General features: G+C 48.3%; 20 protein-coding genes. 9 read left to right on the plus strand and 11 right to left on the minus strand.

Annotated features, from left to right (window positions below):
* Positions 1 to 14: 14 nt before the first annotated feature.
* The 3 genes from GGU45_RS00860 to GGU45_RS00870 are packed head-to-tail and all read right to left on the minus strand — an operon-like array spanning position 15 to position 6341.
* Positions 15 to 1223: a DUF5000 domain-containing lipoprotein gene (locus GGU45_RS00860; protein ID WP_435221148.1), complete on the minus strand. Its 1209-nt coding sequence runs from the start codon at positions 1221 to 1223 to the stop codon at positions 15 to 17.
* Positions 1224 to 1252: 29 nt separating this feature from the next.
* Entirely contained in the window at positions 1253 to 3145 is a 1893-nt protein-coding gene (locus GGU45_RS00865; RefSeq protein WP_435221150.1) for a RagB/SusD family nutrient uptake outer membrane protein, read from the minus strand.
* Between the two features lie 25 nt (positions 3146 to 3170).
* Positions 3171 to 6341: a SusC/RagA family TonB-linked outer membrane protein gene (locus GGU45_RS00870; RefSeq protein ID WP_435221152.1), complete on the minus strand. Its 3171-nt coding sequence runs from the start codon at positions 6339 to 6341 to the stop codon at positions 3171 to 3173.
* Between the two features lie 174 nt (positions 6342 to 6515).
* Here GGU45_RS00870 and GGU45_RS00875 point away from each other — a divergent pair, with 174 nt between their 5' ends.
* Entirely contained in the window at positions 6516 to 7379 is an 864-nt protein-coding gene (locus GGU45_RS00875) for an AraC family transcriptional regulator (RefSeq protein ID WP_435221154.1), read from the plus strand.
* A gap of 143 nt (positions 7380 to 7522) precedes the next feature.
* Here the strand turns inward: GGU45_RS00875 and GGU45_RS00880 are convergent, their stop codons facing one another.
* From GGU45_RS00880 to GGU45_RS00900, 5 genes are all read right to left on the minus strand, one after another.
* Positions 7523 to 7945: an L-rhamnose mutarotase gene (locus GGU45_RS00880; protein WP_435221156.1), complete on the minus strand. Its 423-nt coding sequence runs from the start codon at positions 7943 to 7945 to the stop codon at positions 7523 to 7525.
* 231 nt (positions 7946 to 8176) lie between these two features.
* Positions 8177 to 9742: an SLC5 family protein gene (locus tag GGU45_RS00885; protein WP_435221158.1), complete on the minus strand. Its 1566-nt coding sequence runs from the start codon at positions 9740 to 9742 to the stop codon at positions 8177 to 8179.
* A gap of 18 nt (positions 9743 to 9760) precedes the next feature.
* Positions 9761 to 10933, minus strand: coding sequence for an enolase C-terminal domain-like protein (locus GGU45_RS00890; protein WP_435221160.1), 1173 nt, complete (start codon positions 10931 to 10933; stop codon positions 9761 to 9763).
* A gap of 16 nt (positions 10934 to 10949) precedes the next feature.
* A complete protein-coding gene (locus GGU45_RS00895; protein ID WP_435221162.1) occupies positions 10950 to 11858 on the minus strand; it encodes an aldo/keto reductase in 909 nt (302 codons plus the stop codon).
* Positions 11859 to 12239: 381 nt separating this feature from the next.
* Positions 12240 to 14585, minus strand: a complete 2346-nt coding sequence (locus tag GGU45_RS00900) for a GH92 family glycosyl hydrolase (protein ID WP_435221163.1) — start codon at positions 14583 to 14585, stop codon at positions 12240 to 12242.
* Positions 14586 to 14779: 194 nt separating this feature from the next.
* Here GGU45_RS00900 and GGU45_RS00905 point away from each other — a divergent pair, with 194 nt between their 5' ends.
* From GGU45_RS00905 to GGU45_RS00920, 4 genes are all read left to right on the plus strand, one after another.
* Positions 14780 to 15520 carry a GntR family transcriptional regulator gene (locus GGU45_RS00905; RefSeq protein WP_435221165.1) on the plus strand — a complete coding sequence of 247 codons (741 nt, stop codon included), beginning with the start codon at positions 14780 to 14782 and terminating at the stop codon, positions 15518 to 15520.
* A gap of 53 nt (positions 15521 to 15573) precedes the next feature.
* On the plus strand, positions 15574 to 16629 hold the full coding sequence (gene dinB, locus GGU45_RS00910) for a DNA polymerase IV (RefSeq protein ID WP_435221167.1): 1056 nt from the start codon (positions 15574 to 15576) through the stop codon (positions 16627 to 16629).
* A gap of 95 nt (positions 16630 to 16724) precedes the next feature.
* Positions 16725 to 17591 (plus strand): DUF4249 domain-containing protein, encoded by an 867-nt coding sequence (locus GGU45_RS00915; RefSeq protein WP_435221169.1) that lies wholly within the window; start codon positions 16725 to 16727, stop codon positions 17589 to 17591.
* Positions 17592 to 17789: 198 nt separating this feature from the next.
* Positions 17790 to 17945: a hypothetical protein gene (locus GGU45_RS00920; RefSeq protein ID WP_435221171.1), complete on the plus strand. Its 156-nt coding sequence runs from the start codon at positions 17790 to 17792 to the stop codon at positions 17943 to 17945.
* Positions 17946 to 17948: 3 nt separating this feature from the next.
* Here GGU45_RS00920 and GGU45_RS00925 read toward each other — a convergent pair whose 3' ends face one another.
* Complete coding sequence (locus GGU45_RS00925) at positions 17949 to 18992, minus strand: ATP-grasp domain-containing protein (protein WP_435221173.1); 1044 nt, start codon at positions 18990 to 18992, stop codon at positions 17949 to 17951.
* A gap of 402 nt (positions 18993 to 19394) precedes the next feature.
* On the opposite strand from GGU45_RS00925, the gene GGU45_RS00930 reads away from it, so the two are divergent.
* The 4 genes from GGU45_RS00930 (at position 19395) to smpB (ending at position 22309) form a co-directional block, all read left to right on the plus strand.
* The gene (locus GGU45_RS00930; RefSeq protein ID WP_435221175.1) at positions 19395 to 20174 is read left to right on the plus strand and encodes a (Fe-S)-binding protein; all 780 of its coding nucleotides are present in this window, start codon (positions 19395 to 19397) and stop codon (positions 20172 to 20174) included.
* A gap of 34 nt (positions 20175 to 20208) precedes the next feature.
* Positions 20209 to 20718, plus strand: a complete 510-nt coding sequence (locus tag GGU45_RS00935) for a hypothetical protein (protein WP_435221177.1) — start codon at positions 20209 to 20211, stop codon at positions 20716 to 20718.
* Between the two features lie 102 nt (positions 20719 to 20820).
* Entirely contained in the window at positions 20821 to 21729 is a 909-nt protein-coding gene (accD, locus tag GGU45_RS00940) for an acetyl-CoA carboxylase, carboxyltransferase subunit beta (protein ID WP_435221179.1), read from the plus strand.
* Between the two features lie 133 nt (positions 21730 to 21862).
* On the plus strand, positions 21863 to 22309 hold the full coding sequence (gene smpB, locus GGU45_RS00945; protein ID WP_435221181.1) for an SsrA-binding protein SmpB: 447 nt from the start codon (positions 21863 to 21865) through the stop codon (positions 22307 to 22309).
* 256 nt (positions 22310 to 22565) lie between these two features.
* Here the strand turns inward: smpB and GGU45_RS00950 are convergent, their stop codons facing one another.
* The gene (locus GGU45_RS00950) at positions 22566 to 23450 is read right to left on the minus strand and encodes an SMP-30/gluconolactonase/LRE family protein (protein WP_435221183.1); all 885 of its coding nucleotides are present in this window, start codon (positions 23448 to 23450) and stop codon (positions 22566 to 22568) included.
* Between the two features lie 160 nt (positions 23451 to 23610).
* Positions 23611 to 26016 carry a glycoside hydrolase family 95 protein gene (locus GGU45_RS00955; RefSeq protein ID WP_435221184.1) on the minus strand — a complete coding sequence of 802 codons (2406 nt, stop codon included), beginning with the start codon at positions 26014 to 26016 and terminating at the stop codon, positions 23611 to 23613.
* Positions 26017 to 26186 lie beyond the last annotated feature (170 nt).

Genomic DNA, 26186 nt, shown 5'->3' on the forward strand with positions numbered 1-26186 from the left:
AATAATAAAAAATGCTACTGGTAATCGCCCATAAATTTGAGAGAAGCCATTTCGAGACCATTGCCACCGCTGTAGTTCTGAAGGATCACCAGCCGGAAATAGCGCATGGGTACGGCAGGCAGCGGCATAATAAACTCGGTACCATTATTCACTTCTGCCTGGTCGGCTGCATCCAGCTGTCCGTAAGGAAGGCCGGAGGGCTTTACCAGCTCAAATACATCGCCAATCTGCGTCCAGCTTTCATCTAAAGCCCCGTTGGGGTTGGGATTCATACTGCCATAGATCTTAAAGTATTTCAGCGTACCGTTGCGGAATTCGGCGCCGCCATTTTTGCGCATATAGTACCGGATCCGGCTCAGTACTACCGGCTTGCCCATATCCACGGTGACTCTTTCGGGCAATGAATCGGTTTTTCCGTTATTGGGAACCCCGTAAAATGCCCAGTCTCCTGCCTTGTAACCATTACGCAGCGGCACGTTGAGGTCTGATCCACAACAAGCGATCTGGTCGCCGGGCAATACCAGGGCCTTCATAACGCTGCGGTCCAGCTCGATTTCATTCATTGAGCGAACCTTGGTCCATACGGTATCCGACAAATTTCCCCAACGGTCTCTTACACAGGCTCCGTATCTCCGTTCGCCGGCGCCAAATCCGCGTATGGAAAAATTGCCGAAGCTGGCCTTGGAATAACTGGTATACACATACTCGGGCTTGCTGGTGGTATCTACCATCGTAACTATGGCCAGATCTGCAGAAGAAGGATTCTGATACTGGATATTGGCCCCTCCAAAATCGCCATAGATCTGCAGCGACTGTTTAACGGCAAGATAGGGTGGCGTATCGGGGTGCACCGTCACTTCCACCGGGTCCGACAGTACTTCCCCACGGCTCACGGTGCGCAGGGATACTTTATAATCGGTCGATTTTGCAAATCCGCGCACCACCAGGGTGTCGGTGAAATAGGAGGCTTTTACCTGCTGCTTTGAATGATCATTGATCATAAAGTCGGCCTGTACATACATGATGGCCGGGTTGGGCGGAATATCATAAATGATTTGAGCCCCACCCGCAATATTGATCACTCTTACATTGGTAACAGCGGCGGGCTTTTCTGCGCTTTTGTAAAGCGGCTCCTGATTGGTTCCGGTTTGCTTCTGACAGGAAAAGAATCCGGTAAGAAGAAGTGCCATCAGGCTTCGTATAATATTTTTATTATTCATCATCGTATAAATCAGATTAAATCATGAAACAATTACCATAAAGGGTTTTGTACCAGGTTGGGATTTACCTGCAATGCGTATTCCCTGATTGGGGCGAGGAAATCCCTGTAGGTATTATGCGGGGTATAGATCGTTTTTAAGCGATAGAAATCTGCGGTCGTTTTTTGCTGAAAGTCCCAGCCGGTAATGGGGCGGTTCATCAGGTCGAGCCGTTTCCAGCGGCGCATATTCCAGTAATTTTCTCCTTCAAAGATCATTTCGATCATCGTTTCCTGCTGGATGATGCTGCGCAGCCCTTCTTTGGTGGCGGGCTTGGCCGCATTGCGGGAGTGGTTGGCCCAGGATTCCACTACCCCATGCAAACCGGCACGTGCCCGAACAGAATCCAGGTACTGATAGGCTTTTGCACCGGGTCCTTCTGCTTCGTTAACAGCTTCTGCATACATCAGATAAAGCGTAGCCAGGCGGATGGCCGGCCAGGCATAAGAATCCGGTGTGTAGGAGCTACCGCTTCCGGTGGTTTTCCAGCTTACCAGTTTCTTGGGATAATAACCGGTAAATGAAACCCTGGAAAGACCACCACTGGTAGACGGGGATCCCCAAAGCGTAGGCAGGTAAAGTAAATTGGTTTCGCTGGGGCGCTGCGACATAAAATAGGCGGCTCCATCAAAAACCAGGTCGGCATAAAACCGGTACTCACGATCCATATTAAAGCTGGAGGTCGTATAGTTGGGCTTCATGATACTGCGCTGTTCGGCAGGTACCGTTTTTAAGGCGGTGTACCGGTTGGCATAATCCCAGGAGGGATCTTCGTTGATAGGTACGCCGTTTTTGGTATAGAAAATTTCGCAGGCATTGAGGTTGGCTGCCCATAAGGAGTAAGTATAGGAATATACTTCATTGCGGGGAGCGCAAAAACGCTGCAACTCACCCGTACTGCTATTTGTAAGTACCCAGATCTGCTCGGGGTTCCATTGTTCCGTTACCGCACCGCGGATATCCATCAGCTTACGGGAGCTATCGCTTATGGCGTTCAGATCAAAGGGCGCATTGAAATAATGCAGCCTGAACCCCGCACTGTGCGCGGCTTTTATGGCATCCTCACAGGCCTGTGCGGCTTTTGCCCATTTGCTGTTATCGGCGGTGGTGTTTACCAATGCCTGGCCATCCTTGCTCTTCAGATCAGCATAGTCCGTATTTCCATTAAATAAGGGGCTTGCATTCAGTGTCAGCGTATAGGCTTTTATAGCAAGCGCAATAGGTGCCGTAATGCGCCCCAGTTCCTCGCGCTGGTTGTATACTACCGGCGGCAGGTCCGGCGTTGCTTCATCAATCAGCTGCGCAATATAGCTGCTTACCTCATCTACCGGAGCACGGGTAATACGCACGGCTTCCACATCAGCCGATACCGGCAGGTTTTCCCGCACAATGGGTACAGGACCATACATCCTGAGCAACAGGAAATGATAATAAGCTTTAAGCGTTTTTACCTCCGCAATCCACCGTTTGCGTTCCACATCTTCTATATCCGGCACTTTGCCGATATTCTCCAGAAAAATATTACAGGTACGGATCGCCTGAAATAACGCTATACCGCCATTGGCACCATCCCAGTAATTGTTGATGGGCTCTACCGTGTTTTGGTAATCGTATCCGAGTTCCAGTATCGAATTAGGAATACCCGGAGCCTGCGACCCGGGATAGGGAGAAGCGATCTCCCGGCTTCCGAGCAGTCCGTAATTGCTGCTGGGGCTTCCCAGTTTGGGTAAATAGGAATAACAGGTAAATAAGTATTTTTTTGCCGTTACCTTTAGCTGAAAGGCCTGGTCCAGGGTAGCAATATTATCCGGCACAATGTCCATAAATTTATTGCAGGAGAAAAATCCCAGGAGCAGGATTACCGGCAGAATTTTTATAAATTTCATATCCACAGATTTTCTTTTTTGAATTTTATTTTAAGGTAAGGTTGACGCCGGCATTCAATACCAGCTGGATGGGGTATCCCAGGCCATTGCCCCCCATTTCCACATCCCAGAGTTTAAACTTGCTGAACGTATGCAGGTTGAGGCCGTTCACATAAAAACGGGCATTTGAAAAATGCAGCCGGTTCATCAGGTTGCTGGACAGGGTATAGCCCAGTTCTGCAGATTTGATACGTAGCAAGGCACCGTTGCGCATAAACCATGTATTGGCTACCTGCGGGTCGTTCTGAGATGCCTTACCCATACTGTTCATACTTGCTTCCACTCCCAAACGCGGCCATAACGCATAGATATTCTGGTTGTCTTCGCTCCAATGATTATCAGCCCAAACCTTCAGCAACTGCCGCTGCTCGCCAACAAAGGGAGAAGTTGCGTTCACATCAATCCAGAAAGATTCGCGGGCCAGGCCCTGGAAGAATACCGAAAAATCAAACCTTCCAACCCCGGTTGATACTCCAAAACCATATACAATCTCCGGTGTTGTAGGATACCCGAGGGGCACCTGATCCAGGGTTGTGATCTTTCCATCCCCGTTTACATCCCGGTACTTGATATCTCCACCGCCGTAAGGGCCAAAACTCTGTTTGGGAGAGTTGAGCGCATCCAGATCATCTACAAACAAACGTTCCGCTATATAACCCCAGCGCTGCGAAAGCGAATGCCCGGGATGCAGCATATTCAACTCCTTGTATTGCGGCTCTTCATATACATCAAAGGCGCTGGTGGCGTAGGTAAAATTGGCCATTCCCTTGGCCCACCACTTATTGTTGATCTGCTGTGAGTAATCCATTGCTACATCTACACCATGCGAACGTGCTTTTCCCACATTGGCACGGGTAGTAGCGGAAAGCCCCATCGTGGTTGGGATAGAGGCCCGGTCCATCAGGATATTGGTACGTTTCTCGCGGTAAATATCCACATCAAGATTTAACTTACCAAAGAAAGAGGTTTCAAATCCAAAGTTGGTTTTAGCAGCCTGCTCCCAGGTAATCTGGTCATTTGCATACCGGCCGATGCTGATGCCCGAAAGTGAGAAGTCCTTGAGGGTACCAAATGTCATCCCTCTTCCGCCATCATTCATATTTACTTCAGACAGATAGAAGAAGCGATCTGCGGCAGACCCGATATTATCATTACCCACTAAACCGTAGGTAGCTCTCAATTTCAATTTTGAGACCACATGCTTGATACCGTCCCAGAATTTTTCGTTAGATACGGTATAGGCCGCACCCGCAGACGGGAAGAAACCAAAGCGATGGATCCGGGCAAAGCGCTCTGAGCCATTGTATCCAAAGTTGAATTCCGCTGCATAACGGCTATCGTATACATAAGATACCCGGCCTGAAAGACCCAGGTTACGGAAGGGTAATGAGCTTTGCAGTGAGCCGGGATTACCGCTGGTGCTGTTTTTTGCAATACCCACCAGGGTACCGCTCAGGCTATGTACCGTGTTGAATTCTCTTCTGTAATCCAGCGCCACTTCACTATAAAAATCCGCAGAAAGCGTTTTATCTCCTTCCTTATAATCCAGGTACTCAGTGCCCTGCGGAGCAGCCGAGCCGGTTTCCATATTCAAAGGCAACAGGTCATAATGTTTGGTAGCGTAGTCGTAGTTAGTAGCTAAATAGTAAAAGGGATTATAAGCCCTGGTTAAGGAAAAGGCTCCATTACGCTGCAGGTTTAGCAAACCACGGGCAGACAGGCCCTTGGTAATAAACTCCAGTTTCTGGTTTACCGCTATCTGCGCATTCAGGGCAAAGCGGTTGGAGGATTTATAACCTCTTTGCAGCTCCGCATAGGGGTTATTGTACTGCGCATTTCCCGCATTACCAAACATGATATGTTTTACAAACCTTGTTTCGGCTGTAGGCTCATAATAGGCCGGGAACATAACAGGATTGGACTGCATGATCTTTCCAAATATATCCGCACCGCCAGACAGCGGGCCATTATAATCATCGAAGGCACCGGAGAGCCGCACGATCATTTCTGTTGTTTGCGTAAGATTAATATTTACATTACTCCTTAGTGAATAGGACATGAGTTTTGAATTGCTGTTAAAATTCGTTCTCCTGTCTACATTTAAAATACCATTATCAATGTTCAATCCACCGGAAACATAGTAGCGGGCCACTTTGCCGCCCCCGCTCAGGTTCAGGTTAAACCGCTGGTTGTTTGTTGCTTTTTTTAACAGCATTTTCTGCCAGTCTGTAGCGGGATATACCACGGGATCGGTGCCCAGCACCGTTCCTTCGATCTTGTTTTTTGAGTATAACAAGCCACCTAAGGGGTTGCGGGTCAATACTGCTTCATTGGCCAGTTCCATATAGGTGATGGGGTCCGCAAGCTCCACATTGCGGGTAGATTGCGACCTGGAATTTTCAAACCGCAGCGAAACATTTACTTTACTTTCCTTACCTTGTTTTGTGGTGATCAATATAACGCCATTGGCCCCTTTGGAACCATACAAGGCAGCCGCTGTAGCATCTTTTAAGATAGAGAAGCTGGCAATATCATCCACCTGTAACCGTGCCAGGTCCGTTGTTGTTACCTGGATATTATCAATGAGGATCAATGGGGAGGAACGGTAACTTTCTCCAAACGTACTTACACCGCGTATAAAAAAGTCGGCGTTATCGGCACCCGGCTCACCGCTTCGCTGGAAGGCAATAATACCTGCCAGTTTACCCGCCAGTGCATTGGTAAGGTTGCTGGCTGGGATCTTTAGTTCCGCAGGGTTGATGCTGGTAACAGAGCCCACAAGCTCCTTTTTGCGCTGTGTACCATGGGCCACCACCACCACTTCATCATCGGTGCTGGCTTCGGCCGCTTCGAGCGCAATTTTCAATGCGCCGGGTTTTGTAACCGTTGTCTCTATTGATTTGTAACCTATAAAGGACACCAGCAGGGTGCCGCCTTTTTCCGGAACATCAATGGTAAAAACACCATTAACGTCAGAAACGGTCCTCTTTCCGGTACTTTTTACTTCAATAGTAGCACCCGGCAGCGGTGCCTCATCCCCTGAGGCCACAACACGTCCTTCCACTTTTATCTGTCCCTGGGCATTTGCCGGCAGATGCATTAATGCAAGAGATAGCATGCCTGTAAGACATAACAGGAATCTCGTTAGTTTTAACATAATTAAATAAAGGTTTAATGCGATAAGCGAATCGTTTTTAACAATGACGTAACAAATATTGTATTATAATTTTTTTCCTACAACAGCCGTTTTGACCAAGATTGATGCTATTTTTGCAAAGAAGTTGTTTTTTATGTAATCGATTACATAATTAGTAAAACTCAATCCTCCGTTATGCAATTTATATACGAAAACTTTACATTTCCACCGGATCAATCCTTTACGATCCGGTCCGAATTTCTGGAGACGAAAAAGTATCAGACATTCAAAAGCCATGTAAATTTTGAAATCGCATTGATAGAAAATTGTACCGGCAAGCGTTTTATCGGGGACCATATTGAGGAGTTTGAGGGTACCGAGCTGGTGCTGATGGCCAGCTACCTCCCCCATTGCTGGCAATACTACCAAACCCCCGACCCGCTGATACCCCCCCACGCCATTGTGGTTCATTTTTTTCCGGACTTCCTGGGCCAGGAGCTGTTCCTGAAACCGGAGGCTAAACATCTGGCACAATTGTTTGCCAATGCCTCAAAGGGGATCCTCTTTTCCGGCGAAACGCTGGTACGGGCTAAAATAATCCTCCAGGAAATGCTGTATGAAAAAGGGCTCACCCGGTCTGCATTAATGCTGCAGCTGCTTGATGTAATGGCCCGGTCCACATCTGCCCGCATCCTGAGCTCACCGGGTTTTAATATCATCGAAAGCTCCTCCGAAGCCAACAAGATCAACAATGTATTTGAGCATATTTTCAAAAACTTCAGAGAGGCCATCAGCCTGGAAGAAGTAGCGGCTATTATTCCTATGTCTTCCGCCGCATTTTGCCGTTTTTTTAAATCCAAGACCGGGAGAACCCTTACCGATTTTATAAAAGAGGTGCGGATCGGGCATGCAGCAAAGCTATTGCTGGAGCGTACCCATAATGTTTCTGAAGCCTGCTACAACAGCGGATACAATAATATCTCCAACTTTAATAAGCATTTCAAAGAGATAAAGGGCGTTTCTCCGAAAGAGTTTGTAAAACGCTACCAGGCGGCGTGAGGGACGGGGTTTCACGTTTGAGGTTTAAAGTTCCGGGTTAGCTCCTGTTTTATACACGATGCCCGATCGCTGCAATGTGCTTTTACTGGTTGAAGAAAGGCCGAAGGCTGAATGCTGAACGCTAAATGCTAAATGCCGAAAACTCAGTGTTCAAAGGAATAAAACGGCTTCGCCTCTACCCATTTTTGACCGGGTGTAGTACCGGGCACTCCTTCCTGGTAGGTATCCATCAAACGGTTCCATGCTGCACAACGCTTGTCATAGGATTCCGCTACTTTGCCCATACTGTCCAGATCAGCACCGGCCGGCACAACAACCGACATTACCACGAGGTGCTCAAAACGCGAGAGGGTTATCTTTTTGTATCCTGCCTTTTTAAACCCTGCTTCAACCTCGGGCCATATATGCTGATGATGCTCCAGGTATTCCTGTAATTTTTGATCACCCGGCGCTATGTTAACCACAAAGATATGCTCCTGCAGCGGCTGCTCCGTCTGGTGTTGCTTACAACCCGTCATTCCTGCCAGCAGCAAGAGGTAAAAGCAGATCATTTTTTTTGTATGCATCGTTTGTATTTTATTTTTGATTGCCACTGAAACACTGAGGCCCTGAAACCTTATCAACTTCCCCTCTTTATTTGCCACAGAAACACTGAGGCACTGAAATCTTATTAACTCCCCTCTTTGCTTGCCACAGAAACACTGAAGACCTTGCTTTTTCTTAAATTAAAAGCATCTGTACCTCTGTGCTCAGTGGCACAACAAAATCTCTGTGCTTCAGTGGCAATCCGCGCGTTCCTACCGGAATACCCAGTAGATCAGTGCCATCACCAGCGCCAGCAATGCCCAGCCCACCCAAACCCGGCGGAGATCGGTTCCCCGGTTTTTATCCGTTTCCAACAGCGAGGGCAGCGATGCTGTATCCCCCCGGGGCGCCGATAGCAATGAAACAACCACACCTACTACCAGCAACCCTATAAAAAGATAAACAGAAAGGATCAGGAAATGCGGCCAAAAGCCCGGGTATGGGAAATTGAGCACATTACAGATCCCAACGGCAAGACAAACCAGTCCGCCACCATACAATACAATTTCGGCCGCCAGGCTACTCATCCGCTTCCAGGTGATCCCCGCAAGAAACACCACCGATAAGGGAGGGGCCAGTATCGATACCATCCCCTGGCTCAGTTCAAAGAATCCTTTCCCCGAACGGGAAAACAGGAATGCGATCCCAATAGCAAGACCACCTGCAACGAGTGTGATCCACCTTCCCATGCGGCGCTTTGCAGCATCATCCATTTCCCGGAAGCGACCCGCAACATCCAGTGTAAAAACCGTACTGAATGAGTTGAGCCCCGAGGAAACCGTGTCGATCAATGCGGCGATCAATGCAGCCAGGCACAGTCCCAGTAAGCCATGCGGCATCAGCTGTTTTACCAGCGTAATATATGCATTGTCTGCCTGCGCCGTATCTTTAAATAACACAAAGCACATGATCCCCGGAAAAATAAAGATCAGCGGCATAATGATCTTAAGTACAGCCAGGAACAAGGCTCCATATTGCCCCTCCTTGAGATCGCGGGCCGCCAGTACTTTTTGTACAATGGTCTGGTCTGCGCACCAATAATAAACTGCTACCACGGGATAACCTGCCAGGATGGCGATCCAGGAATACTCAGGATCAGAAGCAGGACGAAACAGTTTCCAGTAATGGTCGGGCACGGCCTTTGCAAAGGCATCGATACCACCAATCCGTTTTAGTCCCAGCCAGGCAAGCACAATGGAGGAAACAATAATAATAACCGATTGAAAAATACCGGTACGTACTACGGCCTTTAGACCGCCTACGGCTGTAAAGCTGGTAGCTATAATTGTGACGAGCACCACCGAGAACATTAACGGCCAGTCAAATATCTGCGAAACAATAAGTCCGCCGGCATAGAGCGCGCTTCCCAGCCAAACCAGCAGGATGGAAATGAGGCTATAGATAACCAGGAAATTATAGGCCCGGGTACCAAACCGCAGCTTCAGGAATTGCGGCATGGTGCTGATCTTTGTAGCCATATAATGCGGGAGAAAGAACATGGCCAGCAATAACAGGAAGATCCATGCCAGCCATTCAAAATTACTGCCTACTACTCCCTGCGAAAACCCAATGCTTGCAGCGCCAATCAGCATCATAGGGCCGGCATTGGCGCTAAAAAGCGAAAAGCCGATCTGCCACCAGCGAAGCGTTCGCCCCCCCAGAAAAATATCTGAACCGCCCTTGGTTTCCTTTTTACTGAGGTAAAACCCAATGACCAAAAGCAGTACCAGGTAGGCAAGCAATACAACGTAATCGATTATTCCCAGGGATAGTTTCACTATACATTTTTAATGTGGTCACATATTTACGGCGGGCTCATACCGGGCTACGTCTTCTTTTGTCCAGGTATGATGCTGCAGGATCCGGTTGTTCTGTTGCCAGTAATCCCAATCGATCCGGATCGGCAGCCCCTCTATATCCGGCAATATAAACCGGCCATTGCTCCACTGTGGGTGCACCATAAAATATTGTTCAAGACCATACATAATGGAGTACAAATATTCCACCGGCCATTCATCCGGCGCTGTTGTGAGCAGAGACGCGGTATAGAGCGAATAGCCGCCCGATGAAAAGTCCAGATTATTTTTTAATGCGAGGTCCCGTACTTCCTGCCATTCCTGTATCCCTCCCAGCTGCGTAGGCACCGGCTGCAAATGGGTTACACCTGCGTTTACCAGGGCCGGAAACATCTTTGCCGTTCGTTCAGATTCACCATAAGCAATTTTAACAGCCGATCTTTTGCAGAGTTTTTCGATCTCGGCATAAGCCGCAGAGTGGATCGGTTCTTCGAGCCAGGCAATATCCTGGCCCGCCACCTTATCCATAAACTCCAGTGCCTGCGCCAATGTCCAGATCTGGTTGGCATCAACAGCAAGCTGTACCTTGTTGCCGATCAGCGCTCTTACAAACTTTACCCGCTCCACATCCTCAGCCATCTTTGTTCCGAAATCGCCTCCCACTTTGATCTTTATACAACCAGCCCCGGCATCCATGAAGCGGCCTATTTCCGTTTCCAGTTCCTGCAGGCTGTAATTGGTTCCTCCCCCGCTTCCATACATCCGGGTCCAGTTGCGCGACCCGTTTAAATACTTATAAAGCGGCTGGCCGCTTCTGCGGGCGGCGAGATCATGCAGCGCCATATCCAGCTGGCCCAGCAATGCGGCGGCCTGGCCTCTGAATCCCTCATTGCGGATGGACCAGTACAACAGGTGATAAAGCTGCCCGTAAGACTGCCCGTTATTATGAAACAGTATCGGGAAAAGACACCGCTCCAGGATATTGATATAGGTGTTAAAAACCGGGGCCTCCCCCACATTTCCGTCCTTATCCTCAAGGGTAAGGATGGAGAGACCAAATGTATGAAAGGGTCCCATTGTGGCATCCTGGAAGGGCGTAACAGCCGTTACCGGTTCCAGTACTCTTATTTGCGCACGGGTAATACAAAATACCTCGCTATCGATCTGCTGCATTGTAGTTACTTAACGGTTAAATATTTTTTGTATAATGAATGATCTTATGATACAGGTTTTCCTCAAGCGGTCCCTGGGAGATCGCCGCAAGACTATCGCTGAGCTCTTTTTGACTGGACGGCCCTATAACTATATTTACGGGGAGCGGTATACTTTGCAAAAAACGGAGCGCCAGCGATGGAAGCTGAAGGCAGTGCTCCGCCGCCATCTGATGAACCCCCAATGCCGCATCAATGTACCGTTGCATTAACCAATCGGGCCTCGCTGCTACAAAAGAACTAAAGCGCCTGCCCAGTAATCCCATGTGAAGCGGACTGGCGGCCCAGTATGTAATATCCCGGCTATGGCATTCGGGCAGGGTGGTATCCAGCGCATCGTTACAACAGGCATTCAGCCGGTTATATTCCATTACTACATCAAATATGCCTGCATCAAGATACTTAAGAAAGGAAGGCGGGTAGTTGCCGCCCAATCCGATTTTCTTTGCATAACCCTGCCGTTTAAAATCCATCATTTTTTCAACTGCCGGTGCAATCTCCTGTTGCGGGATCACCTCCGGCTCATGAAGAAACAGCACATCAATAGCCGGTATACCTAACACTTCAAGGCTGCTTTCCACACTTTTAGCCATTGCTCCGGGTGAGTAATCATAAATGCCATGATCAGAGGCGTAGCTCTTTAAACGCCCCACCTTTGTACTAATGCGGGGCCGGGCGCCCTTCCATTGCCGCAATGCCTCACCCACCATCTGTTCTCCGTTGCCATAAGCGGGTGCCGTGTCAATTGCCGGGATCCCGGCTTCCAATGCATGGATGATCGTATTAACAGATGCTTCCGGATCTACAGTGCCCCAAACGCCACCCACACCAGCTGTTCCTAAAACATACTGCTGCAAAAAAAGGGGGGTACTTCCTTGTTCATTCATACGACATTCATTTGTTCTTCCGGGTAAAACTATTCCATTTTATACGATTCAGCCATTCCTATATTGCTTATTTCTTATGTTATTTTGCTTTCGGTGTTCATTCATTGCAATAGCGGGTGTATTTATCATACAAGACAACCACCCACCCGCTTTTGGTGATCATTGTGACCGGCGGCGCCGGAACTGTTTTATACCTGGTGCAAGCTGCACAATAAACATTACCGGTAATCGTTTCCGGAGCCCGGAATATAAACAGGCAGCGTAGCCCCAATAAAAAGGAGTTGCCACTCGAGGCGACAACTCCTTTTTAATACTGAACCCAAAATTTTATTTCTTCCTTAACGAGGCGCGGATCTCTTTCACAACGGCTTAACCCTGCGCTTAGTAATGATCTTTGGGCTGTGAGCCCATCCGGAGCACCAGTTTTCCTCCGTTGGTAATACGCTCCCAACCGACAAACGGGCGATGTAAAAGCCGGTCATTGAGCCGCATGGATTGTACATAGCCCTGCGCGGCGCTGTTGGCCCTGGTTTCAATGACAAAGGTTTTACCCTTATAGTACCGTTGATTTAAGTGGATTGTTACTTTGTTGAACAACGGACTGCCCACTCCCATTTCCGGATGGGGCGCCGTTAATCCTTTTACATCAAACAAACCGATGGAAGAAAGAACATACCAGGCGCCCAGCTGGCCCTGGTCTTCATCCTGTCCAAACCCATAACCATGCACGCCCTCCTTACCATAAAACTGGTTGCAGATAGCGCGCACCCATTTCTGTGTAAGCGATGGTTTTCCGGAAAAATTAAACAGCCAGGAAACATGCAGGTTGGGCTGGTTGCCATGGTTATAAACACCGGCAATACCCGCAAAAGCATCAATAGTGGAGCCCCCTCCAAACAAAGCCTTTTGGGCAATGATAAAAACGCTGTCCAGTCTGCGGTTAAAAGTTTGTCTTCCGATTTTTTGTATCAGCGCTTCCATATCGTGCGGTACAAAATAGGTATACTGCCAGGCATTGCCCTCCTGGAATCCGCGCCAGGGCTGCGATGGATTGAAGGGCTCCACAAATTTGCCGTTGGCCAGCTTTGGCCGCACAAGTTTTAACTCCGGGTCATAAACCTTTTCCCATGCCTTTGACAAACGCATCAGCGTTTCGTAGTCTTTTTTCTTCCCCAGCAGTTTGGCCCACTGTCCTACGGCATAGCCGCTGAATGCATATTCCAGCGTGTGCGAAACAGAAAACTGCCATAGCTCTGAACCGCCCGCTCCTTTATCAAGATGATTCACGTACCCATATTTTAAGAACCGGTCTATATCCATTTTACCCGCGCCAAAAGGGCGCCCCCTCCATTCCAGCTCATTTTTTAATGCTGCCGCATAAGCCTGTTGCACGTCAAAATCCCTGATCCCCGCCATATAGGCACTGGCAAAAATAAGTCCTACAAAATTCGTTCCTACCCCCGAAACGTACCGGCTGTTGGCAATACCATCGCCCAGCCAGCCCGCATCCTTATATACCAGCAACTGGCTCTTGATAAAGTCTGAATAATATTCCGGATACACAAGCGCCCAAAGCTGTGCCAGGTTCCAGTAAATTCCCCAAACAGCATCGGTATTATAATGCTGATGCAGTGGTTTTCCTTTTTGGTCCAGCGGGATCTGGCCAATAGTGCCGTCATTCCTGGGATAAGCGCCGTTGACATCACTGGCCAGTCCCCGGCCCAGTACGGCATGATAAAGCCCGGTATAAAACTTTATGCGGTCCGCTTTATTGGTTCCTTCCACAACGATACGGCCCAGATAGCTGTTCCATATTTTCCTGGATTGCGACCGGGCCTGATCAAACGAGAGCTCCGAAGCCTCCTGTTGCAGGTTCTTTCTTGCATTTTCAACCGAGGTATAGGATAAACCCGCTTTAATGGTTACCGGTTCATTGTTTTGGGTGGCAAAACTCAGGTAGATGCCCGCCCCCCTGCCGCTGGCCTCAGTGGCTCCGGCTTTTATATTTGCTCCGTTAAAGGCGCCACAGGCCGTATACTTCTTACTTACAACGGCCGAAAAATACATCGTTACAGAGGCGCCAGGCTGATATTTTTGCACGTATGCGGGTAAGGTAGTAACCCATCCTTCTATGCGTCCATCCGGCAATATGGATACTTTTGCATCTTTAACGGGGCCGCTTTCTCCCTGCTGGTTACCTACATCAAATAAAAGATGCGCTTCCTCTGACGCCGGGAAGGTATACCGGTGAAAAGCCACTCTTTTTGTTGCCGTTAGCTCGGCCCGGATCCGGTAATCCTTCAGCCATACGGAATAGTACCCCGCAGTACTGATTTCCTCTTTATGATCAAACCGGGACCGATAACCGCTGTCCGGAGCTTCCAGCTTTCCTGGAACGGTTTGCAATGCCCCCGTGATGGGAGCAAAAACAATGCCCCCTACCTGAAATTCATGAAAGTTGGGAAAGCCTTCAATGGAGCTATGCCGGTAGTCGTACCCGGTAGCCTCCCAGCCGCTTGCATTGCCATAGCTGCCATTGGTAGATGGCGCCGGTTTGGCCATACCAAACGGAAGCGCCCCGGGTGCGTAGTGGAACCACCGGCAATGCGCCGTGCCAATATTAGGATCTACAAATTGCGTAAAATCATCCTGTGCAGACGATGGCCGGCAAAACAGCAAACCCGCCATCGTTAGAAAAAATATACGGATCCGCAAACGTTTTTTCATTAATGTGTTTTAAAATGATACCATCAATGTACTTCAGGAACGTTCCGGCTGTTTTTGAAGAAAGGGATGCACCCCCGAAGACAGCTCCCTATCCCTCCAAAAAAAGCACCTAGGATCTTTGGCGCGCCCATTGAACTTAATGTACATACATTTAAACAAACATACAAAATATTTTTTCTTATTTTTATAGTTTTATGAAACTATCACTTGATCATACCAATCCCGTACCGCTTTACCTGCAGGCGGAGCAGCTGCTCCGCGATCTGGTGAAGGATCCTGAATATGTAAATGGAAAATTGCTGCCAAACGAAATTGATCTGGCGCGGCAGCTGGCGATATCCCGCACCACCCTGCGGCAGGCTATTAATAAATTGGTGTATGACGGCCTGCTAATCCGGAAAAAGGGAATCGGCACCCGGGTGGCGGGCATTACCGTGAGTTCAAGATCCAATAACTGGTTAAGTTTTTCACAGGAAATGCAGGCCCGGGGCATTCCCATTAAAAACTATGAACTGCATGTAAGCTGGGTAATTCCGGAAGATATTATTGTTGATTTTTTTCAGGTACCCCCCGATAAAAAAGTACTCAAACTGGAGCGCCTACGGGGCCGCCATGAAAATCCTTTTGTTTATTTTGTGTCCTATTTTCATCCCCGCACAGGATTAACGGGTGAAGAGGATTTTAACACCCCTCTATACGAGCTCCTGGAAAAAAAATACCATGTCATTGCCAACCTCTCCAAAGAAGAAATCAGCGCAAAGCCCGCATCTAAAATCATAGCGGATAAGCTGGAGATTGCTACCGGCGACCCGGTTCTTTTTAGAAAACGCTTTGTTTACGACCATGGCGACCGGCCCATTGAATACAATCTTGGGTATTACCGGGCCGACTCTTTTGTTTACACTGTAGAAAGCCGGAGAACAGTTGATGGCTGATTGCTTACCTTGCAGCCAAAAACAACCTGCAACGTAAAATTATTCATATCGACATGGACGCCTTCTACGCTTCGGTAGAACAGCGCGACTTCCCGGAATACCGCGGTCGGCCCATTGTAGTGGGCGGCAGTCCTGAAGGGCGCGGAGGCGTAGTGGCAACTGCCAGCTACGAGGCCCGCAAATTCGGTATCCGCTCGGCAATGCCTTCAAAAACGGCGCAGCGGCTTTGTCCCGGAGCCATCTTTGTTTTTCCGCGGTTTGATGCCTATAAAGCCGTGTCGGGGCAGCTGCACCAGATCTTTCACCGTTATACGGATATCATTGAACCCCTGTCGCTGGATGAGGCTTACCTCGATGTTACCGAAGATAAACTGGGCATCGGGTATGCCATAGAAATTGCCGCCGCCATAAAAAAATCGATAAAGGATGAATTACAGCTAACAGCATCAGCAGGTGTATCCGTTAATAAATTTGTGGCCAAGATGGCCTCCGACATGGAAAAGCCCGATGGGCTCACTTTTATTGGCCCTTCAAAAATAGAAGCATTTATGGAGCAGCTTCCCGTAGAAAAATTTTACGGCGTTGGCAGGGTTACAGCCGCTAAAATGAAAAACATGGGACTTCGTACTGGCGGCGACCTGAAAAAACTGGAGGAAGCAGTGTTGATCCGGCATTTTGGCAAGCCAGGAAAGTTTTATTACCAGATCGTAAGAGGCATTGACGACCGGCCGGTGGAGCCCGACCGGGAAACCAAATCCATCAGCGTGGAGGACACTTACCAGGAAGACCTGACTGCGAGGGAAGACATGCTTCATGAATTGGAGATCCTTGCGGAAAAACTGGCGGAACGCCTGTCCCACACGGGTGTAAAAGGCCGAACGGTGACGGTAAAATTCAAGTTTCACGATTTTATCATCAACACGCGGAGCCACTCCCTCATCACCTCATTTAATGACAGCGCCCGTTTATTTGACACGGTCCGTATTATCGTTGACAAAATGGATCTCTCTGCTAAAAAAGTGCGCCTGCTGGGTATTGGGCTCTCCAATTTTGATACATCAACAGAACAAAAAACAGCCCCTCACAATAACCAGTTGCGGCTTTTCTAATACCGGTATCATAACAAACCCGCCATAACCAACCATCATAAAAAAAGGCCTGCCCTGAAAAGAGCTGGCCGTTGCTAACCTATGAAAAACACCGGGTGCAAGATACAGATATTATTTTAAAAAATAAAAAGATTATTTTTACCCGTTTTATGACCCCTGGTTACCGCGCTTTTTACATCCTTTTGATCCTGACGGCTGCCGGCGCTTCCTGCCGGAAAGTGATTTATCCCCGGTTTAAGGCAAACACTACCGTGCCGGTGGTGGTACAGGCCGCGCTTTCTGATTATAAAGACTCCGCCAGCGTATTTATTTCGGAGGTTCTTGACATTTATGCCCCCAACGTTTATACCGGCAAAAACGGCGCTACGGTGTCTGTAATGCGGGATGATAGCATGCCGGTATCCTTAAACCCGCTTGGAAACGGCCGGTATGGAGGAAACCTGGGCGCCATTCCGGGACATCATTATCTCCTGAAGGTTGACCTGGGCGGTACCAGCTACACCGCAACAACCGTGATGCCCCCAAAAGTACCTTTCGACTCGCTATTTATTACCCACCGGACGGTGCTGGGAAGGGAGATGCGGATACCAACCGTTCGCTTTACCGACCCGCCCGGCAACGAAAATTATTACCGGTTTGTTCTTTCCGTTGATGGATTTGAAAGCACCACGATCTTTATTGAAACAGACAAATTGTTTAATGGCAACAAAATGACGCTTGAGCTGCTGGATCTTTTTACTGACAGTAAGGCTCCAACCTTTGTTGATAAATTTGACAAAGTGATCGTGGAAATGCAATGCATCAGCAAGCAAACCTACCAATACCTGTACCAGCTTAACGCCAGCGCACTGGGACAAGGCAACAGTTTAAACCCCGGCAACCCGCAATCCAATATTACCGGCGGCGCACTGGGATACTTTAGCGTGCATAGTTCCGAAAAGAAAACAATTTTCGCAGACTGAGCACTGAAAGCTCTTGTGTTTGCGATAGAGCGGCTGAGCACAGGACCTCAGAACGTTGAATTCAGGCGGACGAGACCTTAAACCAGTAAGAGCCTTTATCGGGATGAACATAAAAACTTCTGTGTTTCAGAGCCTCAGTGGCATCAACCATTTTCAAATTCTCAAATTTTCAAATTATCTTTACCAAAACCATCATTCATGTCATTACTCAACCAGAAGGACCAAAAGGATAAAAAGAATAAAGACAAAAAAGGCGGTGCATCGGCAACCACCAATTCAAAGTTCATCCAAAAGCCCAAGAGTGCGGGTTTTGTGAGCAAACAGCAAAATACCGGCTCTCAGCGGGGAAGCTGACCGTTAATCGAATTGCTCCAGTATTTTAAAATGTTTCCGGGAAGCGCGCAGGAATGCCATCCCTTTCCTGAATGACCAATAGGGAATTCCGTGTTTATAATTATACCGGCTGATGGTATACAGGGCTTTCCAGTGCTGCAAAATGACTTTATAGGCAGCACCCAGCCGCATATTGCAATCATAAATATGATTGGGCTCGGCCCCTGCCCCGTTAAACTCCAATATTTTAAAATTTCTTCCGGCCTTCAGGTCTTCTATAGATGCAGCCTTAATATCATAACGGCCATAAAAAAAGCTTTGATTATAGTGGCTGAGATGATCAAAAACCCGGAGCAGCTGATCATCAATTTCGGCGTGCAGGTTGGTAAACCGGGCGCCCCGGTTGTGATTACCTGCGTACGACAAATAAAATATTTCCTGGTTGGGCAGCACACGGCTATAACGGTGCTGGTGCCGGTGCTCCATTTCCTGTAAACGGTACCGCGCCCGGGGATGCTGCTCTATCAGCTGCTGAAGCGTATGCACTCCATCGCCTTTTACCTGCAGGAGCTCTTTATGAATAAAGCCGGAAACGGTTCCCTTTTGCTGCCAGGGATAACGATAGTAAAATACACTTACTTCTACCGGGTAATCAACTTTTTGCTGGGCAATATAGAGTACCGGCATGCGGGTATGGTATTTGAAAAGTTGCTCTTCGTCCTCAATGACCCGAAACAGGATCCCCTTCATGCCCACATCCGGTTTTACCACAAAAGGATATTGCAATCCTGATGCATAAACCTGCTCCAGCACTTTTTCAAAAGGAATACCTTCCCGGATATAGATGGTAAGCGGGATCGCATCAGCAGGAAGCTGTTCATACATTTCTTTTTTCCCCTCGCCCTCAAAACCACCAAAAGCAATGGTGGGATTGCCGGGGGTAAAAAACCAAAAAGACCTGCTACGCAAACAATACCAAAGCCATATAGGGCTTATGGGGGCGTAAAGCAGGTTAAAATTCCACAATTCCCAGTTAGCGATCCTCTTAAAAAATTTCCTGACACTCATTAATAAAATATGCACAAATATAAGGGTATCTGCTCCCCCTCCGGGAATTTAAAATAACCAGGGAGAAATATATTATAATTTGAAAATTTGAATCCCAATTCCTATCGGGAGTGGAAATGAAGATCCGGGCGTCATTCCGTAATTTTCAGCCATCAGTCTTCAGTTTTCAGCGCAGATCATCATGGAGTGTTAAACGGGGAATCACACTTAAACGATGAATCCTGTCGAATGTTTGAAAAATTCAAAAGTCTCCCCAGCCTACAGTTTGTAGTTGGAACCTCATTTTCTAATTCCCACATTTCCACATTCCCACATTTTCAAATTCTCAATTCTCACATTTCCAAATTTTCAAATTTTCAAATTCATCCTTCGTACCTTCGTGCATAATTGAATGATAAGAGCATGAGTATAGCAACAGCAGCGGAATTGTTTGCCCGGGGAGAGCACCCGGAAGTGTTGTTTTGGGTGGGCTGCGCCGGAAGTTTTGATCAGCGTGCACAACGCATTACCCGCGCATTTACAGCCCTGTTGGACAAAACAGGAATTAAGTACGCCATCCTGGGTAAGGAAGAAATGTGCACCGGAGACCCTGTGCGGCGGGCGGGCAATGAATTTATGTTTCAGATGATGGCCTATCAGAACATCCAGATTTTGAACGGCTACAATATTAAAAAAATTGTTACGGCCTGTCCGCATTGTTTCAATACGCTTAAAAATGAATATCCTGCACTGGGTGGCAATTACGAGGTTATCCACCATACCACATTCCTGCAGCAGCTGATTGAGGAGGGCCGGATCAAACTAAAAGAAGGAGGCTCCTTCAAAGGAAAGAAAATCACCTACCACGACAGCTGTTACCTGGGTCGCGCCAATGATATTTATGAAGCGCCCCGCAAAGTGCTTGAGATGCTGGATGCCGAGCTGGTGGAGATGAAACGTTGCCGCAGCAAGGGATTGTGTTGCGGGGCGGGTGGCGCGCAGATGTTTAAGGAAGAGGAAAAAGGCACTACGCGCGTAAACCTGGAGCGGAGCAGCGAAGCCATTGCTACCGGCGCATCGGTGATCGCTTCGGCCTGCCCTTTCTGCAATACGATGATGACCGATGGCGTTAAAAATGCAGAAAAAGAAGACAGCATACAGGTACTGGATATTGCAGAAATTATCGCCGGCGAATTGGAGTAACCTGGCGTTTAAAAAATAACAGAAACTGAAAACAATGAATTTATCCTATAAAAACCTTTTAAACCCTGGTTTTTCCCCCTATTCAAGGGTATGGGTTTATCAATCGAACCGCTTACTGAGCCTATCGGAAGCTTTGGAAGCTGAAGAGCTCCTGCAAAACTTTGTAAGCTCCTGGGCCAGCCACAGCGATGAAGTAAAGGCCGAGGGGCATCTGTTTTTTGGCCGGTTTGTAATACTGATTGCTGATGAAACGCTGGTAAAAGTAAGCGGCTGCAGTACAGACAGCTCGGTTCGGTTTTTAAAGAAACTGGGCGAAACCTTTAAGGTCGATTTCTTTGACCGCCAGAACCTGGCGTTTGTAAAGGATGATAAAATCGAGATCGTTCCCCTGTCGCAAGTCAAATATGCCCTGCAGCATAACCTGCTGACGCCCGATACCCTTTATTTTAACAACCTGGTACTTAACCGCGCGGAGCTCGAAAACGACTGGATCATACCGGTAAAGAACAGCTGGCTGGCAAAGAAAGCGGGCATCGCCGTTTGAGTGGGCAAAAAGCCATTACCCGGGGCGAAAATGCGCGGGGATTGAAAAAAAATGAACAATCCTTATATTTGTTCTTCAAAACATTAAACAAGGAAACTGAATATGTCCAAAGAGATTGAAGATTTTGATGCCGACCTGAGCGGGGCTGGTCAGGATATGGATAAAACAGGCTGGTTCAAAAGAATCAAAAAAGGTATTCTTACCAAAACCTCCGAAAAAAGGGAAACACAGGAAGGGCTTTGGACAAAATGCCCCGAGTGCAATTATATTTCAACCCAAACGGAGTTAAAGGAGCAACAGTATGTATGCCCCAAATGCGGGTACCATCATCGTATCAGCAGTCTCCAATACTATAATATCCTGTTTGACGATGCCGAATATACCGAGCTGTTCAATAATATCCGCGGCAGGGACTTTCTTGGCTTTACCGATCTGAAGCCTTATAAAAAACGACTGGAAGATTTTTGGAGCAATACCAATATGGATGACTCTATGCGCGTAGCGGTAGGAAAAGTTGGCGGCGAGGGCATCGTGATTGCCGCCATGGACTTTGCATTCATTGGCGGATCCCTGGGCAGCGTGGCAGGAGAAAAATTTGCAAGAGCCGTAGACCATTGCATCCGGCATCGCCTGGCCTTTATGTGTATTTGCAAAAGCGGGGGCGCCCGTATGATGGAGAGCGCTTTTTCACTGATGCAGCTGGCTAAAACCAGTGGCAAGCTTTCACAGCTCACCGATGCGCAGCTGCCTTATATCTCGTTCTTAACCGATCCCTCTTTTGGAGGCATTACCGCATCCTTTGGTATGCTGGGCGATCTGAACATTGCAGAACCCGGCGCGCTCATTGGTTTTGCCGGCCCGCGGGTTATCAAGGAAACTATAAAAAAAGATCTTCCGGAAGGTTTTCAGCGCAGTGAGTTTTTGCTGGAACATGGCTTCCTCGATTTTATCGTAAACCGTAAAGATTTAAAGCAGAAGCTGGCAACCGTTCTCCGGCATTTTAAAAATTAATTTTTGGCCGGGCTTTAGTGCAAAGGGCAACCCCGTTGCGTCGCACTCTTGTACACCGGTGCACAAGGCAGCCGGAAACCTGAAACCTGAAACCTTAAACTTTAAACCTTAAACCTAAAACATAAAACTCCCGTTGGCCAACCAACTCTCCATCAAGAACCGCTCCGCATACTATGAGTATTTTATAGATGCAACCTACCAGGCCGGTGTTGCCTTACTGGGCACCGAGGTAAAATCCCTGCGGGAAGGCAAGGCCAGTTTTAACGACAGCTACTGCATCATTCACCAGGGGGAGATCTGGCTCAAAAGCCTGCACATTTCGCCCTACTCCCATGGTACCGTCAACAATCACAACCCGGACCGTGACCGGAAGCTGCTGCTGCAGAAACGGGAGATCAAAAAGATAGAAGCCAAACTAAAAGAAAAGGGATATACGCTTATTCCCCTACGTATTTTTCTCAACGAAAACCGGCTGATCAAAATTGAGATCGGCCTGGGCAAAGGAAAAAAACTCTACGACAAACGCGAAAGCATCAAAAAGCGGGACGTAGAGCGGGATCTGAAGAAGTATATAAAGTAGGCAGGGACGAGATTTGAGCCATAAGCTTTGAGCTTTCAGCGGGTCCGGGAACATAAAGTATAACAACGAAACTAACCGGGTATAATGTGGAGATTTGAAAATGGATCCAACGTGAAACGGGCGCATAACATTTTTTGATTTTTATTGCTTTTATCACACAGACGCAAGGTTTTAGCGCAATGAGCGCAGCGTTGTAGAAAAAATGTTATGCACCCCGTGAAACATGAAACCTCAAACCTCCGGTGTTCCTCACATTTTACGAGAAATAGTTGAATGCATAGCCGGGCAATCCTTTCACGCCCGTATCAGCAATAAACAGGCTGCCACTTTGGGGATATTGCTGCAATTGTTCCGCATCCAGGTCTTTACGCGCTGTTGTAATAAAGAGCTGCTGCATATCCTTGCCGCCAAATGCGCAGTTGCTTACATGAGGCGCATTTACCAAAACACGGCCAATCAATTCACCTGTACCCGGGTCATACCGGTGTACGGCAGCCCCTCCCCAAATGGCCACCCATAACATACCTTCAGCGTCTATGCACATTCCATCCGGCAAACACCCGGGCACCGTAATAGTCACCGCAATGCGCCCATTCGTTATGGTTCCCTGCGCCGCGTCAAAATCAAAAGCCTTTATATCGCAATCGGACGAATCCACATAATACATAATCCTATTGTCCGGCGACCAGCAAAGCCCGTTTGAGATCGATCTTTTATCAAGAACCTTAACAAGTATATTGCCATCAAACCGGTAAAGGGCGCCCTCCTCCCGGCAGGCATCCAGGTGCATGGTACCAATCCAGAGGCGGCCGGCCACATCGCATTTTCCGTCATTGCAACGGTTACCCGGTTTGTCCGGCTCCAATACCACCAATTCATGAAGGCTGCCCTTATCCATATCCAGGATCCCCAAAGCACCCTGCAAAGCCAACAACAGCTGGTTATCTGCCGCGGGCACAGCCATACTTACACGCCTGCCCACATTAAAAACAGTTGTAGTACCTGTCTGAGGATCAATGGCGCCTACCAGTCCGCCCTCAATATCTACATAGAGGAATCTTTTCCATCCCGCATGCCATGCGGCTCCCTCACCCAGCTGCAGGTGGGCCTGTTGTAATATAGTAGCTTTTAATTCCGTCATAGTGTATCCATTTTAAATCCCGTTCGTTTGCGTTCCGGTTAGCCCCGAAACTTTGGGGGAGAATTGAGAGCTGAGATCTGAACTTGAACATCAGGCTTGAAAACCTGAAACGTTGAACCTGAAACCTTAAACCTCAAACGCCTCTTAGCTTTCAGATCCTCTAAAACAATACCGGATACGTTTTACCGGCAGTTGTCTGAAGCTTTTTTTCTACGGTACCGTACCGGATAATACAGGGGCCGCCATTTTTTGAAAAGACCTGGGCGCTGACCAGCTTTTTACTTTTCCATTTTATGTTTACCACAAACCCGCCTCTTGCCACCAGGCCCCTTACTTCCCCATCAGACCATTCGTCCGGCAGGGCCGGCAACAGCTCCACATATCCCTGGTGGCTTTGCAGCAACATTTCAGCAATAGCGGCCCCGCCACCAAAATTACCATCGATCTGGAACGGCGGATGAGCCCCAAACAGGTTGCTGTAAACACCGCCACCGCCCATTTTTACAGACGCATCCTTACCCACATAATGCATTAATTTTTTTACAGCATCATAAGCACGTTCTGCATTCTGCAAACGGGCCCACAATGCAATACGCCAGGTGATAGCCCAGCCGGTGCCATCGTTGGTGCGTATGCGGAGCGATTGCCGGACAGCGGCAGCCAGTTCCGGAGTTTGGGAAGTAGTGATCGTGCTTCCGGGGTACGCGCCAAACAAATGCGAAAGATGCCGGTGCCTGGGATCCACATCTTTCCAATCATGATACCATTCCTGCAGGTTGCCCTCCTTACCTACCTGGTAGGGATACAATTTTGAAAGCGCTCCCCTTACCCGGTTTTGCAGGCCGGCATCTGTTTTTAAGAGCTGTGCCGCCAGCAGGTAGCCGTTAAACAATTCCCGGATCATGGCCAGGTCGGCCGTGCTGCCGTATAGAGTTTGTCCCCGGTAACCCTGGTCCGTAATGTAAACGTTCTCGGGGGAAGTGGACGGTGCGGTAACCAGGTATCCTTTTTTATCGGTCGTTAAAAAATCCAGACAAAATTGCACGGAGCCTTTCATGAGCGGATAGGCCTGCTGTTGCAGGAACTCTTTATTTTTTGTAAACGCATAATGCTCCCACAAATGGGTGCTCAGCCAAACACCGCCCATGGGCCAGTTGGCCCAGCAGGGATCTCCCTGGCCATAATCGCCTACGGGGTTGGTAAGTCCCCATATATCCGTATTGTGATGGCATACCCAGCCCCCGGCATTATAAAAATTGCGGGCAGTGGCAGCACCGGTCTTTGCCAGCCGTTTCATAAAATCAAACAAGGGCTGATGCAGTTCACTCAGGTTTCCTGTTTCGGCCCCCCAATAGTTCATTTCCGCATTGATATTGGTGGTATAATTGCTGCTCCAGGGTGGCCGGGTAAGCTCATTCCAGATCCCCTGCAGGTTGGCTGGCTGGCCTCCGGGCCGGGAAGAGCTGATCAGCAAATACCGGCTAAACTGGTAAAACAATGCGATAAGACTGTTGTCTGTTTTACCAGCAGCAAAACGGTTCAGCCGCTCAATAGTTGAAAGTTTTTCATTCTGCGCATCGCCCAGGTACAGCGAAACGCGATCAAAATACTTACGAAAATCGCTGGTATGCGCTGTCAGTAAGGATGCATAATTTTTAGCAGCTGCTTTTGCGATATAAGCTGCGGCCAGTGCTTTTTCATTGCGCCCTTCCGTACCGGGATTTTTATCAAACCCGTTGTAGCTGGTGGCCATCGACAGCAGCAGTACTACTTCCGTGGCATTACGCACCTGCAACACCGTATCGGACAATTGCTGCGCACCATCATTCTTCAGCAGTTTTAAGGCAGCATTAAAACGCATGGCATTGATCGTATCATAAACAATAGCGTTCTTCATAGCGCCCCGGTAATTGGGTTCCGCGTGTATGGGTGCCCAGCCGCTCAGTTGCAGCATTCCGTTTTGGACCGTGCTGCCGGCTTTTATTTTACTATCGAAGCGGCAGGAAAAACTGAGTTTGTTTTTTCCACGGGCGGTCAGCCGCATTACGATCACCTGGTCGGGATAAGAGGCAAAGACCTCGCGGGTATAAACCGTTCCGTTGATGGTATATGTGGTTTTTGCTACGGCCCGCTGAAGGTCCAGCTCCCGGCGGTAGCCGGTAACCGGCCCTTCCTCATTAAATTTAAAATAAAGGTTGCCCAATGGTGCATAGGATTCTGTAAACGGTCCCTGCATCTGCCGTACCAGGGCATCTGCGCTTTTATAATCTTCATTAAACAGGGCATCGCGTACCGGCTGCAGGTATTTGTTTGCCGTAGGATTGATCGTATCTGCCCGCAATGGACGCCCGGCCCAAAGCGTGGCTTCGTTGAGCGAAAGCTTTTCTTCCGCCGCGCCACCATATACCATTGCACCCAGCCGCCCGTTGCCAACAGGTAACGCCTCCTCAAAGGCTTCCGCGGGTTTTGTATACCAAAGTTTCAATGCATTTGAGGTTTGAGCCAGCGCCGGCTGCAAAAACATAAGCGTCAATAGTGTAAAACAAATGCGTTTTGTCCGTATCATATTTGAGCAATTTAAACTATAATATTTATATCATCCCTACTGTACTTTCTATGTTTGCCACAAAGAACTGTTTTAACCGCAAGGGATGCCAGGATTACGCTAAGTTTGCCAAGCTATTTCCTTATTTCTTTTTGCGAGCGTTGCGAATTCTTTGCGCACATTGCGATTAA

The organism is Niabella hirudinis (genome assembly GCF_051201075.1).
Taxonomy (GTDB): Bacteria; Bacteroidota; Bacteroidia; order Chitinophagales; family Chitinophagaceae; genus Niabella; species Niabella hirudinis.